12 protein-coding genes are annotated in these 14,689 nt (G+C 73.0%); 7 read left to right on the top strand and 5 right to left on the bottom strand.

Features of this window, described 5'->3' with window-relative positions; genetic code table 11:
• Window positions 1-800: 800 nt before the first annotated feature.
• A complete protein-coding gene (locus ACSRUE_RS25225) occupies window positions 801-1,898 on the bottom strand; it encodes a serine/threonine-protein kinase (RefSeq protein ID WP_441285818.1) in 1,098 nt (365 codons plus the stop codon).
• A gap of 75 nt (window positions 1,899-1,973) precedes the next feature.
• Window positions 1,974-4,679 carry a protein kinase domain-containing protein gene (locus tag ACSRUE_RS25220; RefSeq protein ID WP_441285817.1) on the bottom strand — a complete coding sequence of 902 codons (2,706 nt, stop codon included), beginning with the start codon at window positions 4,677-4,679 and terminating at the stop codon, window positions 1,974-1,976.
• A gap of 209 nt (window positions 4,680-4,888) precedes the next feature.
• On the opposite strand from ACSRUE_RS25220, the gene ACSRUE_RS25215 reads away from it, so the two are divergent.
• Window positions 4,889-6,406, top strand: a complete 1,518-nt coding sequence (locus ACSRUE_RS25215; protein ID WP_441285816.1) for a serine/threonine-protein kinase — start codon at window positions 4,889-4,891, stop codon at window positions 6,404-6,406.
• Between the two features lie 333 nt (window positions 6,407-6,739).
• Window positions 6,740-7,225, top strand: a complete 486-nt coding sequence (locus ACSRUE_RS25210; protein ID WP_437766739.1) for a hypothetical protein — start codon at window positions 6,740-6,742, stop codon at window positions 7,223-7,225.
• Between the two features lie 69 nt (window positions 7,226-7,294).
• Here the strand turns inward: ACSRUE_RS25210 and ACSRUE_RS25205 are convergent, their stop codons facing one another.
• Window positions 7,295-8,458 (bottom strand): hypothetical protein, encoded by a 1,164-nt coding sequence (locus ACSRUE_RS25205; protein WP_441285815.1) that lies wholly within the window; start codon window positions 8,456-8,458, stop codon window positions 7,295-7,297.
• Window positions 8,459-8,693: 235 nt separating this feature from the next.
• Here ACSRUE_RS25205 and ACSRUE_RS25200 point away from each other — a divergent pair, with 235 nt between their 5' ends.
• Window positions 8,694-9,176 (top strand): peroxiredoxin, encoded by a 483-nt coding sequence (locus ACSRUE_RS25200; protein ID WP_441285814.1) that lies wholly within the window; start codon window positions 8,694-8,696, stop codon window positions 9,174-9,176.
• A gap of 115 nt (window positions 9,177-9,291) precedes the next feature.
• Window positions 9,292-11,301, top strand: a complete 2,010-nt coding sequence (locus ACSRUE_RS25195) for a DUF4139 domain-containing protein (protein WP_441285813.1) — start codon at window positions 9,292-9,294, stop codon at window positions 11,299-11,301.
• Window positions 11,302-11,515: 214 nt separating this feature from the next.
• On the opposite strand, the gene ACSRUE_RS25190 is transcribed toward ACSRUE_RS25195, so the two are convergent.
• Window positions 11,516-11,815: a hypothetical protein gene (locus ACSRUE_RS25190; protein WP_441285812.1), complete on the bottom strand. Its 300-nt coding sequence runs from the start codon at window positions 11,813-11,815 to the stop codon at window positions 11,516-11,518.
• The gene (locus ACSRUE_RS25185) at window positions 11,812-12,015 is read right to left on the bottom strand and encodes a hypothetical protein (protein WP_437766734.1); all 204 of its coding nucleotides are present in this window, start codon (window positions 12,013-12,015) and stop codon (window positions 11,812-11,814) included. The genes ACSRUE_RS25190 and ACSRUE_RS25185 overlap by 4 nt, the downstream gene beginning before the upstream one ends.
• A gap of 262 nt (window positions 12,016-12,277) precedes the next feature.
• Here ACSRUE_RS25185 and ACSRUE_RS25180 point away from each other — a divergent pair, with 262 nt between their 5' ends.
• The 3 genes from ACSRUE_RS25180 to ACSRUE_RS25170 all read left to right on the top strand — a co-directional run bounded on the left by ACSRUE_RS25180 (window position 12,278) and on the right by ACSRUE_RS25170 (window position 14,627).
• Window positions 12,278-12,706 (top strand): hypothetical protein, encoded by a 429-nt coding sequence (locus ACSRUE_RS25180; protein ID WP_437766733.1) that lies wholly within the window; start codon window positions 12,278-12,280, stop codon window positions 12,704-12,706.
• A 416-nt stretch (window positions 12,707-13,122) separates the two neighbouring features.
• Window positions 13,123-13,986 (top strand): mechanosensitive ion channel family protein, encoded by an 864-nt coding sequence (locus ACSRUE_RS25175; protein WP_441285811.1) that lies wholly within the window; start codon window positions 13,123-13,125, stop codon window positions 13,984-13,986.
• 209 nt (window positions 13,987-14,195) lie between these two features.
• On the top strand, window positions 14,196-14,627 hold the full coding sequence (locus ACSRUE_RS25170; RefSeq protein WP_437739049.1) for a nuclear transport factor 2 family protein: 432 nt from the start codon (window positions 14,196-14,198) through the stop codon (window positions 14,625-14,627).
• Window positions 14,628-14,689: the final 62 nt, after the last annotated feature.

Here is a 14,689-nt window from a genome sequence, read left to right as displayed (position 1 = left end):
TCTCTCCTCGCCCGCTGTGGGCACGCTAAAGTGGAGCGCAGGCGGGATCTGGTGTTTCACCCTCGCCCGTGTCGTGACAGCTCGTGGCCGGTTCGGCCTGAATATATTCGACTACCTGCCGAGAAAATCCATCAACCACTCCATGACCGGGCGTGGCTGGCCATTTTTGATGAGGCCCGATTCCCTCACCCAACCCGCCTCTGTCCCTCGTCATCAAAGCCATGTGGTCTCCTGTCGGGATGGTAAGGAAACGACTCACAATGCAGGCACCATCGACGACGATGACGAGATCTCTGTGGCCTGCGATGACACGACCATCCAGGTAGCTACGCGCGCGGACCACACCCTGCGCACCGGCTCTACCGATGAGCAGCATTCATGATTTTTCACGACAATCGTGGAACAACCGAGGTCTGTCGCGGTCTCCGGTGGCTCACTCCTGGCGAAGCGCCGATCACCATCGTTCGACAATCGTCTGCGCGACGACCGGACGTGACCGGCACCAGGCTCGACCCGATGCCCGACCACGAGGCTCGCAATGCGCATAGCGACCCACCCGGAGCAAAGCGAAAGGATACCTCCGCAATGTGAACGCTCACATCTCGGATGTCAACGCCTATCGACCGCCCCGCGCGCGTCCGCCGGCCGGAGGGACGACGCGGCTGGCGGAGCGCCTCCGGAGCGCCGCGTCAAGAGGAGCGGACGCCGTAGCGCGGTCGTGCAGCTGAACGAGATTATGGTGTTGAGCACATACTCAGGTTCCGGGCTCCCCCGCGGAGGCCGACACCGCAGCAGCGCGCTCAGCCGCGCGAGGGCCGCCCCTGTTCCAGGAGCTCGCCCGATTCCCCCTCGCCCGCCGGCCCCGCCGCGCGCATCGACTGCAAAGCAGCGATGATCTCCTCCGTGACGCACGGCCCGCCCGAGGCGTAAAACGGCGCCAGCGGCCTCAGCGGCGGCGGCAGCACCTCGGCGACCCGCGCGCCGATGGCGTCGCGCGACGCCGCGTGCCCCTCCTCCCCGGCCGCGGCCCGGAGCGCCTGCGCGAAATCGGCCGCCGTGGGCCAGCGCGCGTCGCGATCGCGCTCGATCGCCCGCGCGACGGCGGCCGTGACGGCCTGGCTCACGCCCTCGCGCTCGCTCGAGAGCGGCGGCACCTCGCGCTCCAGGACGGCGTGGAGGGTCGAGACCATGCTGCTGCCGGCGAACAGCCGCCTGCCCGCCAGCACCTCCCACGCCACGACCCCGAGCGAGAACACGTCCGAGCGCCGATCCAGCGGCCTCGCGTTCGCCTGCTCCGGCGAGAAATAGCTCAGCTTCCCCTTCACCATCCCGGTCTTCGTCCGCGTCGTGCGGCGCAGGGCATACGCGAGCCCGAGATCGCAGATGGACGCCCGACCGTCGACGCCGACAAGGATGTTGGACGGCGAGATGTCCCGGTGGATCACCTGGAGCAGCTCCCCCGAGCTGTCGCGCGCCTCATGCGCCGCGTGCAGCCCCTCGGCGGCCTGCGCGATGAGCTCGATCGCGTCGCCGACCCCGAGCGCCTCGGGAGCCCGGGTGAGGTGCTTGAGGGTGACCCCCACGACGAGCTCCATGACGATGTACGGCGCGCCCTCGTCGAGGCCGTAATCGAGGACGGGAACGAAATGGGGGCTCGCGACGCGCGACGCGATGCCCGCCTCGTCGAAGAGCATGCACGCATAGCTCGACTCGCACCGCAGATCGGCCCGGATCCGCTTCACCGCCACGAGCGACCCGCGCTCCGGACCCGCGCCGCCCATGTCCCCTCCGCCTGCCGCGCAGGCGCGACGCGCGATGAAGACCTCGGCCGAGCCGCCCCTGGCCAGCTGCAACAGCAGCTCGTAAGGACCGACGGCGCCCAGGTCAGAAGAATCCATGCTCACTGCTCCGGGCGGCGGGGTATCACGTCAATGGTTGTTCATCAACCTTGGCCCCCTCGCGCTTCGTTCCGTTCACGCGCTGATTCGGGCTCCGGGGGGCGCCCCCGGTCCTCCCGCCCCTCCGCCGCCGCGATCCTGCGCAGGGCCGCGGGCGACGAGGCCCTCGCCGTCCGTGGGGGCGTCGCCGCCGCGCTCGGCGTGCTCGGCCAGCACCCGCTCGTCGGTCTCGCCCACCGAGCGCAGCCAGCGCGCCGCGGCCCGGTGGCCGGCGGTGCGATCGCCGTCCGTGAGCATCCCGTAGGCGGCGTCGCGCACCACGGCGTGACGGAACGTGAGCTCGTCGTGCCCGGGGTAGCGCGACACGCCGCGCCGGGCGACGAGCTCCTCCGAGAGCAGGCTCTTGAGCCAGCGGTCGAGCGACTCGGCCGAGGTGCCGGCGCCGAGCAGCTGCCGCACGCCCTCGGGCCAGAAGCTGCCGCCGAACAGGCTCGCCGCCCGCAGCGTGCGCCGCGCCTCGGCCGGCAGCGCCTCGATGCGCGCGTGCATCAGGGCCACGACCGTGGGCGGCATGTCGCTCCGGCCCTCCGCGCGCGCGCGCATGAGCTCCTCGAGGAAGAAGGGGTGGCCGTCCGCGTGCTCGACGAGCCGCGCCACCTCGGGCAGCGCGAGCTCCTCGCCGAACACGCTGCGGACGAGCCGCTCGGCCGCGCGCTGGCTGAGCGCGCCGAGCTTGACGTGCTGCACGCCGCGCGAGCCCCAGAGGCCGGGGAACGTCTCCATCACGCTGTGGCGCGCGAAGCCGAGCACGAGGAGCGGGCGATCCGAGAGCGCCTGGAGCGCCTCGTCGAGCACCGAGACCGAGGCGTGATCGCTCCAGTGCATGTCCTCGAGCACCACCACGACCGGCCCCTCGCCGCAGCGCGCCGCGAGCCACTCGAGCACGGCGCGGCGGGCCTGCTCGCTCACGGCGACCGCGTCCCCGCGGGCGGCGCGCAGCTCGGCGTCGGGGTCGTCGAACGGCGTGCCCGCGATCTCGCCGAGGTACCAGGCGACGCGCGGGGCGTCGTCGGCCGGCGCGGGCAGGGCCCGCGCGACGTGCTCGCGGATCTTGGCGCGGCGCGCCTCGAGCGCCTCGCCGGGCAGGCAGCCGGCGGCCGCGAGGACGATCTCGCCCAGCATGCCGAACGGCGCGCCCGCGCCGAGGGGATCGCCCCGCGCCACGTAGACCGACGCGCGCGCGTCGCGCTCGCGCACGGCGCGGACGAGCTCGCAGCGGAGGCGCGTCTTGCCGATGCCGGCCTCGCCGAGGACCAGCGCGGCGCGCGCCACGGGCTCGTCGGCGCTCTGCTCGAAGAGGCCGCGCAGCGTCGCGAGCTCGCGGTCGCGCCCGACGAACGAGGTGACGCGGCCGAAGAGCGTGCGCTCGGGCTCGGTGCCGTCGCGCTCGCCCATCAGCAGGAACGAGGGGCCGTCGCCGGTCACCTCGAAGCGCGGCGCCGCGAGCCCCGCGGTGACCTCGTCGATGCGCACGTCGCCCTCGGCCTCGCGCAGGCGGGCGACCGCGCGGTCGATCACGTCGCCCGCGGGCAGGCGCTCGCCGACCTGCGCGCGGCCCGTGGCGAGCGCGACAGGGCGCCCGGGCAGGCGCGCCTTCAGCGCGAGCGCGCACTGCGCGGCGCGCGCCGCGAGGTCGAAGGCGGCCATCGTGCCGGCGCCGCCGCGGCCGGAGAACACCTCGTCGGTCTGCGAGGAGAGGAGCACCATGCGCGTGCCGCCCGGGAGCCGCACGCGCTCGCCGCCGAACGCCTCGGCGAGGTCCGCGACGATCCGCTCGGCGCCGCGATCGCTCGCCGGCTCCGGGTCGGCGGCGCCCAGATCGACGAGGACGACGCTGACGAGCCGCCGCTCGTCGTCCGTGACCGACGCCGGCGCGCCGTCCGCGCCCGCGCTGGACGCGCGCGCGAGCAGGGCGCGGGCCTCCGCGAGCGCGGCCGCCGCGGCGCGGCCGTCCGCGGGGCGCGCCGCCGGGTCCTTCGCCAGGAGGCGCGCGACGAGCTCGTCGAGGAAGGGCGGCACGTCCGGGCGCCGCTCGACGAGGCGCGGCGCCTCCTCGAGGAGGATGCGGCACACCTCGGCGAGCGGGTCGTCGGCCGCGAAGGGGCGCTGCCCGGCGAGGCACTCGAAGAGCAGGACGCCGAGGCCGAAGACGTCGGCGCGCGCGTCGACCTCGACGTCGCCGCGCGCCTGCTCGGGCGCGACGTAGCCGAGCGAGCCGACGAGCGAGCTGGCCTCCGTGACGAGCGAGGTCGACGCCGCCGCCCGGGCGACGCCGAAGTCGAGCAGGACCACGCCGTCGACCCTGCCGTCGCGCAGGAGCACGTTGCTCGGCTTGAGATCGCGGTGCGTGATCCCGATCGCGTGGACGGCGGCGAGCGCCTCCGCGATCTGGTGCGCGACGAGCAGCGCGTCGGCCACGGGGAGCGCCCCCTCCTGGAGGCGCGCGTCGAGCGTGGCGCCCTCGAGCCACTCCATCGCGAGCCACAGGGCGCCGTCGTCGCCCGTGCCGTGCGCGATGTGCTGCACGATGAGCGGGTGCTGCACGGCCTCGAGCATGCGCGCCTCGCGCCGGAAGCGGGCGGCGAGCTCCGGGGGCGCGACCTTGAGCGCGACGGGGCGCCCGGTCAGCTGGTCGATCGCCCGGTAGACCGTGCCCATCCCGCCGGCGCCGGCAAGGCGGCGCACCTCGAACCGGCCTGCGACCAGCGTGCCCTCGCGCATGGTGCCAGCTTATCCGAGACCTCCCGTCAGGTGCGCGGCGCGAGCGCTCGGTGGTGACGGTCCAGGGTGTTTGTTGTACGCTGTGCGCGCCGACACGCGCCGACACGCGCCAACACGCGCCAACACGCGCCAACACCCAGAGGGCCGCGCCGCCCGCACAGGACGCCCCCTCAGGACCGTCGGCTCGCCCGAGCGAAGAGGGACCCCCGATGAACCCCGGACAGCAGGTGACGAGCACGCTCAGGCTGGCGCGCGAGCTCGGGAAGGGGGCGATGGGGAGCGTGTGGGTGGCCGATCACCTCGCGCTCGGGACGCAGGTGGCGGTGAAGTTCATGGCGCCGGCCTACGCGGACCAGAGCGGCTTCGTGGAGCGCTTCCGGCGGGAGGCGATGGCGGCCGCGCAGATCAAGAGCCCGCACGTCGCGCAGGTCTTCGACCACGGCGTCACGCCGGACGGGGTGCCGTTCATCGTGATGGAGCTGCTCGAGGGCGAGGACCTCAAGAGCCGCATGCAGCGGCTGGGCGCACTGCCGCCCGTCGAGGTCGCGGCGATCGTATCGCAGACGGCCAAGGCGCTCGGCCGGGCGCACCAGGTCGGGATCGTCCACCGCGACATCAAGCCGGACAACATCTTCCTGCTCGACGTCGAGGGCGAGCTGTTCGTGAAGGTGCTCGATTTCGGGGTGGCCAAGCGGGTCCAGGGCGAGCTCGGCATGACGTCGACCGGGAGCGTGCTGGGCACGCCGCTCTACATGAGCCCCGAGCAGCTGCTCAGCGCGAAGCACGTCGACTTCCGCGCGGATCTCTGGGGGCTCGCGGTGGTCGCCTACCACGCGCTCACCGAGCAGGTCCCGTTCCGGGGCGAGACGCTGGGCGCGCTGTCGGTGGTGCTGCACACCGGGATCTTCACGCCGCCGAGCGAGGTGAAGCCGGAGCTCTCTCCGGCGATCGACGCCTGGATGAAGAAGGCGCTGGCGCACGATCCCGCGGCGCGCTTCGCGTCGGCGCGGCAGATGGCGGAGGCGCTGGAGCGCGCGGTCCTCGGGATCGCGCGCACGGCGTTCACGACCGAGCCCTCGTCCGCGGGGGAGCGAGCCCTCCACGGGAGCGCGTCGCAGCCGGTGCTGTTCGGGGAGCCGACGCCGCTGCCGCCGGCGCCGGGCGCGCGGCTCTCGACGACCGGCACGCCGCCGTCGTCGGCGCCGGGCGCGCGGCTCTCGACGGACGGCGCGCCGGGGCGGACGCTCGCCGGCATGGCGACCTCGGGGACGGACGGGGCCCGGCGGTGGGCGCCGGCCATCCTGGCGGCCGCGCTCGCGTTCGGAGCGCTCGTGGCGGCGGTCGTCTTCCTGGCAACGAAGCCATCGCCCACGGCCGAGGTGACCCCCTCGTCGGAGGCGCCGGCCCGGCAGGCCGCGCCCGTCCCGGCGGAGCCGGTGGTGCCGGCGCCATCGAGCGCCGCCGCGCCGGCGTCGGCAGAGCCGGCGAGCGCGACGCCCGCAGCCGATACCGCGCAGCCGGCGGCCACGGCGGCGACCGCGCAGCCGGCGGCGACCGCGCAGCCGGCGGCGACGGTGAGCCCGCGCGCGGCAGGGAGGCCGGGCGCGGCGGCGGCGCCGCGCGGCACCTCGGAGGGGCGCGGCCGCGCCACGCCGCGGGAGGCGTCGACCGGCCGCTCGACCGGGACGAAGCCGCCCGCGCCGGTCGAGGACACCATCGGCTTCTGACGCGGCCTCCGGCCTCGTCGCGCTCCAGCCGCCTCGGTCGCCCATGGCCACGGCCTCGGGCGACCTGGTCAGACGGAGCCCGTTGAAACGGGGTGCTCGCGCCGCTCGACGGCAAAATATGGAATCAACCGCGCTGGCACGGGCGATGTCGACATCGGAAGGTGAGGCCCACGGGGCGCACTGCGACATCCCGCCTCGCTCCTCCAGCGGAAGGGGCACAGAAATCGGCGCGAACGCATCGAGGCGTGAGAATTTCGGATTGGCACAGAGCGTGCGGTATCCGTCGCCGGGGCCCAGAGCGAGGGCGCGCTCAACGCGAAGGAGGTCTCTTCCATGGAGAAGCTCGTAATTGGCCTGGTGCAGACGCACGACGAGGCGGAAGCCGCGGCGGAACGCATCATCGACTGCGGCTACACACGACAGGAGGTCAGCCTGCTGATGACCGAGGCGACGCGCGACAGGTGCTTTCCGAGCCCGGACGTACCGCCGCCGTCGAACACGTTCGGCGCTGCGGTCGCGATGAGCGTCGTGGTCCCCGACCTCGGGTTCGTGGTCGCCGGGCCGCTGGCCGCGGTCGTGGCCAGCGCGGTCGGCGCCGGGATCACGGGCGGCCTGCGCGAGATCCTCCTCACCGCGGGCGTCCCGAGGCGCTGGGCGGAACGCTACGAGGCCGGCGTCCGGCAGGGCGGGATCCTCGTGAGCGTGTTCGCCCGCAGCGAGCGCGACGTCGGCCTGCTCCATCTGGTCCTGGACGACCCGCACATGACGTCGTTCCACACGGAAGCCCACCGGCACCACGCGTACGACACGTCGTTTTGAGCCGAGGCGCGCGCGTCGCGTGGCAAAGCGCCTCGCCCCGACAGGCGGATCCCACGCCGGGGCGCGGGCTCAACCCCCGAGCGACCTGAGCCGCGCGCGCAGCATCAGCGCCCCGATGAGGTCTTCCTCCGCGTCGCTCCGGCGCGACCATCCCAGCGAGAGGTAGCGCAGGAGCTCGCCGAACGTCGGCCCGGCCGGCGCCGCGCTCGTGCCGCCGCGGACGACCCAGAGCTGCTCGCCGTCGGCCCCGAGCGCGACGATGGCGCGATCGGGTCGAGCCGCCGCGCCGCCGCCGAGCGCGGAGCCCGAGAGCCGCGCGATCGGGTAGAGCTGCCGCGCCGCCGCCGCCTCCCAGCCCGGCTCGCGGTCGTGGCCGAGGAGCTCGCCCTCGCGCAGGAAGCGCAGCGTGCCCTCGACGGCGCCGATCGCGAGCTCGCGGTAGAGGTCCTCCGGATCCGCCGGATCGGCCCAGTCGTACGCGCGCGCGAACGCCGCGTACGTCGCCGGCGGGGCGACGCCGCGGACGGGCGGCGACGACGCGGGCGCGCCGCGGCCATTGTCGCGCCGGAGCACCCGGTTGAGCCGCGCCACCTCGTCGGCGATCGACCCCGGCCCCGGCTCGACGAGGCGCACGGCGACGCGGCGCTCGGGCGCGAAGAGGGCACCCATGAGCGCGCCCAGCACCGGGGCGCCCAGCTCGGCGGCGAGGAACGTCGAGCCGCGGTGCGGCCGGATCGCTCGATCCGTGGCGTCGCGGTCCTCCTGCGCGGTCGCGCCCTCCGGCAGATCGACGTCGAGCTCGACGAGTTCGCTGCGGTCGGGCGCCTCCACGCCGGCCTCGACGCCCTCCTCCCCTTCCCTCACGAAATGGCGGACGAACCCGCTCGCCTCGAAGCGCCAGCCGTCGTCGTGGACGACGTCCTCCGAGAACACGAGCGCGAAGACCGTCGCGCCCGGGTGGCCGAGCTCGGCGGCAGCGTCGAGCACGGCGACGGGCGGAGAGAGCTCGTCCTCGAAGAGCTCGGAGAGGTGGTCGAGCTCGTCGCCGCCGCCGGCCGGCTCGCCGCTCGCGTAGAACGCCGCCGAGTACCCGGGCACGCCGGGGAGCGGCGCGATGAACAGGCGCGGCGAGGCGACGTCCCAGCCACCGAGCGCCACGGCAAAGCCCTGGGACAGCGCGCGGTCCGGGATCTCGGCGGGTCGAAAGATCAATGCGGCGAACGTGGTGGCCATGGGGCGCTCATCGTAACCCGATCGCCGGCCCGCGGCCGGCGTCCGACGCGCGCAGCGCGCCTTCATAACCGCTTACTCAAGTTCTCCTCGGTCCGGCGCGCGGGCGTCGCCACGGCGGGAAATCGCGAAGGAACCTGCGGAGAGCCCGGCTCGCCGCGCCCCCGCCTGCCGGCGAGCCGCCGCGCTCCGCTGGGGGCCTTGGACGCGGCGCGGCGCATCGGGTAGAAGACGCACCATGCTCGGCAAATCCACCCTGTCCGTCGGTGAGACAGCCCCTGATTTCGGCCTGCAATCGCAGCAGCAGGAGACGGTCAAGCTCTCCGACTTCCGGGGCAAGAAGACCGTTGTCCTGTTCTTCTATCCCAAGGACGACACCCCTGGGTGCACGGCGGAGTCGTGCGCGTTCCGCGACCATTACGATGCGTTCGCGGAGGCGGGCGCCGAGGTCCTCGGCGTGAGCGCCGACTCGGCCGGGTCCCACCAGCAATTCGCCGACAAATACCGCCTGCCCATGACGCTGCTCAGCGACCCTGGCGGGCAGACCGCCGCGCGCTACGGCGTCAAGTCGCTCTTCGGCCTCCTCCCGGGCCGCGTGACGTTCGTCATCGATCGCGACGGCATCGTTCGACATGCATTCTCCTCCCAGCTCCGCGCGACCCGCCACGTCGACGAGGCGCTCGCGGTCGTGAAGCAGCTCGAGGCCTCGCGGCGCGGCTGACGCGCGGCGCCGCGCCCGATCTCCCGGCCAGCCACCGTCGTTGACGCCCCCCGGAGGGGCGTTATGGACACCCCCAGGGCGGGGCCATCGCACGCCTCCGCCGGGGGAGGCGACGATGAACCATGGATTGAGGACCACGGCGACGCTGCGGGCCGCCGCGATGGATCCGGCCCGATCGGGGGCCGCGTCGGACGCGCTGCTGCTAAGGCGGGTGGTGCTCTCGACGGGCGGAGTCGGATATTTCGAGCACGAGGCGCGCGTGCGCGGCGACGCCGAGCTCCGGCTCGAGGTGCGGCTCGATCAGGTCGACGATGTATTGAAGAGCATCGTGGTCTATGACGATCGCGGCGTGACGGGGAATATCACGCTTCCCGGGAGGGAGCCGCTGCGCGACCTGTTCCGCGAGCTCCCGTTCGACGAGGGCGCGCTCGAGTCCGAGGCCGCCCTGCTGAACGCGCTCCGCGGCGCCGAGGTGCGGACGCGAGGGGTGCAGGGGGCCATCGCCGGGCGGATCGTCGCGGTCACCACGGCGCAGGCGGCGCTGCCGCACGGCGGCTCGGAGGACCGGCACCGGCTCGCGCTGATGTCGGAGGGCGCGCTGAAGCAGGTCGTCCTGGAGGAGCTCGAGAGCGTGGAGCTCGTCGAGGAGCGGCTGCGGCAGCAGGTCGGCGCGGCGCTGGTCGGGCTCGCGAGCCGGCGGGAGCGCAACCGCCGCGAGCTCGTCGTGCGCACGGCCGGCGAGGGCGAGCGGGTGGTCCGCGTGGCCTACGTCATCGAGGTGCCGCTCTGGAAGACGACGTACCGGCTCACGGTGCCGGAGGACGCGCAGACGAAGACCGGGGCGCTCGCCGGGTGGGCCGTCGTCGAGAACCAGAGCGGCAGCGACTGGCAGAGCGTGGATTTCACCCTGGTGTCGGGAGACCCGGTGACGTTCCGCCAGGCGCTCTACGAGATCTATTATGTGGCCCGGCCGGAGGTGCCCGTCGACGTCGCCGAGCGCGTGCTGCCGCGGCTCGACGAGGGCGCCGCGGGGCTCGCGGCCAGGGCGGCGCGGCGCATGGGCTACCGCGCCGGCGGGGGCGCCGACGAGGCCCGCGCGCCCGCCGCGGCGGTCACCGTGCCGTCGGAGAAGGTCGAGCCGGAGCCCGCGGAGGCGGCGACGCAGGTCGTGTTCCACTTCCCGGCGCCGCTCACGATCGCGAGCGGGCAGACGGCGCTCCTGCCGATCGTCCAGCGCGAGATCCCGGCAGAGCGGCTGTGGCTCTATCAGCCGGAGGCGAGCGCGCGCAGCCCGCTCGCCTCGATCCGCCTGAGGAACGACGGCGACACGACCCTCCCGGCCGGCGCGATCACGGTCTACGAGCGATCGAGCCGGGGGGTCGTCACCTACGTCGGCGACGCGCGCCTCTCGCCGCTGCCGCCGGGAGAATCGCGGATCGTGAGCTTCGCCGTGGACCGGAAGGTGCGAATCGACCGCGAGGAGCGGGGCGAGGAGGTGTTCTCGCGCGCCAAGATCCAGGGCGGCATGCTCGAGATCGTCAGGACCGCCCGCAAGGTGACGGTCTACACGATCGTGGGCGCGGCGCGCGAGCCGCGCGTCCTGCTCATCGAGCACCCGCGCATCGCCGGCTGGGAGCTCGCCGAGCCCAGGGAAGGCGTCGAGGCGACGCGCGATCGCTACCGCGTCCGGCGCGAGGTCGCCGCGGGCGAGACGGCGCGCGTGACCGTGGCGCTGGAGCAGCCCATCTCCCACACGGTGGCGCTCACGGGCCTCTCCGGCGAGCAGATCGAGGTGGTCCTGTCGTCGCGCGAGATCCCCGAGGCGCTGCGCGCGGCGCTCGCGCGGCTCGCGGAGCTCAAGGCCGCGGTCGCCGAGCGGCAGCGCGCGCTCTCGGCCCTCAAGTCCGAGATCGAGACGCTGCGCGCCGAGCAGGCCCGCGTGCGCGACAACCTCAAGGTCGTGCCCCCGGGGAGCGGGCTCCACGAGCGCTACCTCAAGACGCTGGGCGAGCAGGAAGACCGGATCGCGGCGGTGTCGGCGAAGCTCCCGGGCGCGCGGGAGGCGGTGGCCAGCGCGGAGCGGGCGCTCGCCGAGTACGTGCGCGAGCTGTCGCTCGCGACGTAGCGCTGGAGTCGACCGAGAACGTCCCCGGCTGCGCGGGGGTCTTGCCGAGCTGCCCGGCCCTCGGAGCCCTGCTGCGCGGCCTCCGCTCCCCTCCTGCGCACCCCCATCATGGTGTCTGGAAAAGAGCTGGGGTTGCTACGCTGAGGTCACCCCAGTTGACGCGTGATGGCTCGGGCTGGACGGGCACCCTCGGTGTGCGGCAGAGATCGTTCCGTCACAGCGGCGGCTCGATTCCCAGGACCCTTGTTCCGCTCTCGTCCAGGATCGCGTGATGTGTGTCGCTCTCGCCAAGCGCGTGGGTGGCCGTGAAATCGAAATAGTAGTTCGATCCGTAATACGGATAGAAACTCCCGCTGTGCGCTCCGCGTACGACCTTGATAGCGTAGCCCTCCGGCCCCTGCACGAGCCCCTGGAACTCGTTGTCGTCGTAACCTTCAATGAGCTGCTTGAGGCTGTTCCACGAAAGGTCGCCCTGATAATGGCTCGGTCGCTCGTCGATGAGCATCTTCGTCACCCCTCTGTGAATTCGCCGCGATTGCAACCCGGCGCGCGTGGCGCGTCGATACTGAACATGCGCCCGTCGTCCTCGCGGAGGCGGCCATGCCCGTGAAACAGGGCCGCGAAGGCGTCGAAATGCGGCGCCGGCCGGGCGTCGAGCGCGGCGATCACGCGCGCGAGCGCCGCGACCTGCTCCGCGCGCGAGAGCTGCACCATCGCAGGGGAGCCTGGCGCAGCGCTCCCGGAGCGCGTCTTCCGCTCGCCTGCGCCTGCATCGTGACTGGCCGAGTCACATGGGCTAGATCCCAGGCGCATGAGCCATTCGGCGGTCACAGCGGTTCTCGTCGGCGCTTGCCTTCTCGTCGGCGCCGCATCGGCGCAGGCGGACGGCGTGTCCCCCGCGGGGAGCCCTCCCCCCGCGGCGGTTCCCCGGGAAGGCTGGCCCAATGTGGGGCGCCCTGGCGACCCGGTCGTGAGCGTGGGCGGCCTCTTCAGCTATACTGGCCGCGAGAACGCCGATGACGCCGTGGGCGCCGGCGTCGAGGGCAGCCTCGCGTGGTACGGACAACGCTCGTTCGCCTGGATAGGCGCCGTTGCGCAGGCGCAGCTCGTCGCCGACCGACCGGTCCACGAGAGGTTGGCGCTCGGTTTCCAGGGTGGGTTCGGCCCGGTCGGCGCCGAGCTCTCGATGTACACCGAGGGCGCGGGCCGGTCGAACGCCCGAACGTATGGGGCGCAGATCGTCCCCTTCATCGCGATCCCCGTCGCCTACGCGGGCTTTCGACTCGCCCTTCCGTTCGACGGGGGAGTTGGCGCGACCAGGCCTTCCTACGGCACGGAGTACGGGCTGGTCATCGGCTTGAAATTCCCGATCAACCCGAGAGCCTTCGGACATAGTCTTCATTGAGCCGGTTCACAGCCCCGTACGCCGCCCACGCGGCTGGCCCGCGTCCGCTTTCCGCCGTCGAGCATCACCTCGGCGGCGACGGAGATCGCCTCGGCCATCGCCTTGGCTGGACACGCCTGCCTGGCGCGCTCGCTCGCTCCTGTGCCCTTGCACGTCGGCCGCTCGATCGCGGCCGCACGCCGCGCGCGGCCCCGCCGCCCGTTGCTCCTTCGCTACAACGAGATATCCGCTCCGCGGCCACCTGATGTCCGCAGGCCGCAGCGCTGAGGCTCGAAAATCTCGGTCACGCCCCTCGCGGAGCGGCCCGCCGGTGTGATAAGGCTGGCCGCCAAGGGGCAAATCCAGCAAGGCGCGTCGCGCATGCACCTTGCACGGGGGCCCCCGCGAGCGGCGCACACGTCGCCAGGAGGATTGAGATGGACGAGAGGGTTCAGCGGTACATGGACATGGGGGTAGCGCTCGGGGTGAGCGTCGGCGGGAAGATCGTGGGCGCGATCCTGGTCTGGGTCATCGGCCGCGTGATCATCCGGGGGATCCTGTCGATGATGCAGCGCAGCTCCGCGCTGAAGAAGCTCGACTCGACGCTGGCTCATTACCTGGAGTCGGCGGCGTCCGTGCTGCTGAACATCCTGCTCGTCATTGCCGTACTCAGCGTCTTCGGCGTCGAGACCACCACCTTCGCCAGCCTGCTCGCCGCGATCGGCATCGCCGTCGGCATGGCATGGTCCGGCCTCCTGTCGAACCTCGCGGCCGGCATCTTCATGATCCTCCTGCGCCCCTTCAAGACCGGGGATTTCGTGACGGTCGGCGGCGTGACGGGCACCGTCCACTCGATCGGCCTGTTCGCGACCACCCTCGACACGCCCGACAACGTCCGCACCATCATGGGCAACAACAAGATCTTCAGCGACACGATCCAGAACTTCAGCACGAACCCGGTCCGCCGCGTCGACTGCACCGCGCAGCTCGCCCACGGCGCGGATCACGAGGCGGCGATCACGCGGCTCAAGGCGCACCTCGCGCTCATCCCCAACGTCGCGAAGACCCCTGCGCCCACCGTCGAGATCCTGGACTTCACGCTCGCCGGGCCCGTGCTGGCGGTGCGGCCCTTCTGCCATACCGATCACTACTGGGACGTCTACTTCGCCACGACCAAGATCATCCGCGAGGAGCTCGGCAAGCTGGGGCTCCCCGTCCCGAGCCAGCACGTGCACATCAACCAGCTCGCGGCGGCGCCTCCCCAGCGCGCCACGGGCGCGGAGATTCACCCGACGGCCTGAGACGCTCCGCCTGCCGGCCGCGCGCTCCCTGCCCCCGCGCGCGGCCGGGATGCTCCGCATCAAGCGGATGAACCGGGCACAGCTCGTCCTCCACCAGCGGAGCAAGGGCCCGTCCCAGTGAGCCCAGGCGCGGGGCCGAGCGGGCGAGGCGCCGAGACGACGCCGTCGAGGCCCTTGCGCCCGCGCTGGCCGGGGAGCATGGTCGCTGCATGAGCGTCGAGGAGCGCGTCGCAGCGGAACGGCTTGTCCTGGCCGCGAACGAGGCCTTTTACGAGGCGTTCCGCGCCGGGGATCACCAGGCGATGTGCCGGGTGTGGGCCGAGCGGGCGCCCGTGGCCTGCGCCCATCCCGGCATGGAGGCGCTCTCGGGGCGCGCCAGCGTGCTCGAGAGCTGGAGCCAGCTCTTGCGCCAGACCTCGCCCCTGCGCATGCGCTGCCAGGGCGCCTCGGCGCACCTCTTCGGGGACTTCGCCTTCGTCACCTGCTACGAGGCGAACGGCGACGAGCCCGCGCACCTGTGCGCAACCAACGTGTTCGTCCTCGAAGACGGGCAATGGAAGATGGTCCACCACCACGCGGGTCCGCTCTCCGCGCCGCGCCCCGAGCGGTGGGCGCCCGCTCGCTCCCGGCTCATGAACTGAGGGGCTGGCCGAGGCCGGGGAGACCCGCCATGAGGCGACGGATCTCCGCTCGATGGATCGAG

It is taken from the genome of Sorangium sp. KYC3313, assembly GCF_052075895.1.
Taxonomy (GTDB): domain Bacteria; phylum Myxococcota_A; class Polyangia; order Polyangiales; family Polyangiaceae; genus Sorangium; species Sorangium cellulosum_B.
The sequence above is the reverse complement of the archived record's forward strand: the minus strand, read 5'-3'. Positions and strand labels throughout refer to the sequence as shown.

Excerpts from the sequence above, each read along its gene's own strand:
- ACSRUE_RS25225 (WP_441285818.1), bottom strand. The coding sequence starts at position 1,898 with ATGGATTCTTCTGACCTGGGCGCCGTCGGTCCTTACGAGCTGCTGTTG.
- ACSRUE_RS25220 (WP_441285817.1), bottom strand. The coding sequence starts at position 4,679 with ATGCGCGAGGGCACGCTGGTCGCAGGCCGGTTCGAGGTGCGCCGCCTT.
- ACSRUE_RS25215 (WP_441285816.1), top strand. The coding sequence starts at position 4,889 with ATGAACCCCGGACAGCAGGTGACGAGCACGCTCAGGCTGGCGCGCGAG.
- ACSRUE_RS25210 (WP_437766739.1), top strand. The coding sequence starts at position 6,740 with ATGGAGAAGCTCGTAATTGGCCTGGTGCAGACGCACGACGAGGCGGAA.
- ACSRUE_RS25205 (WP_441285815.1), bottom strand. The coding sequence starts at position 8,458 with ATGGCCACCACGTTCGCCGCATTGATCTTTCGACCCGCCGAGATCCCG.
- ACSRUE_RS25200 (WP_441285814.1), top strand. The coding sequence starts at position 8,694 with ATGCTCGGCAAATCCACCCTGTCCGTCGGTGAGACAGCCCCTGATTTC.
- ACSRUE_RS25195 (WP_441285813.1), top strand. The coding sequence starts at position 9,292 with ATGAACCATGGATTGAGGACCACGGCGACGCTGCGGGCCGCCGCGATG.
- ACSRUE_RS25185 (WP_437766734.1), bottom strand. The coding sequence starts at position 12,015 with ATGGTGCAGCTCTCGCGCGCGGAGCAGGTCGCGGCGCTCGCGCGCGTG.
- ACSRUE_RS25175 (WP_441285811.1), top strand. The coding sequence starts at position 13,123 with ATGGACGAGAGGGTTCAGCGGTACATGGACATGGGGGTAGCGCTCGGG.
- ACSRUE_RS25170 (WP_437739049.1), top strand. The coding sequence starts at position 14,196 with ATGAGCGTCGAGGAGCGCGTCGCAGCGGAACGGCTTGTCCTGGCCGCG.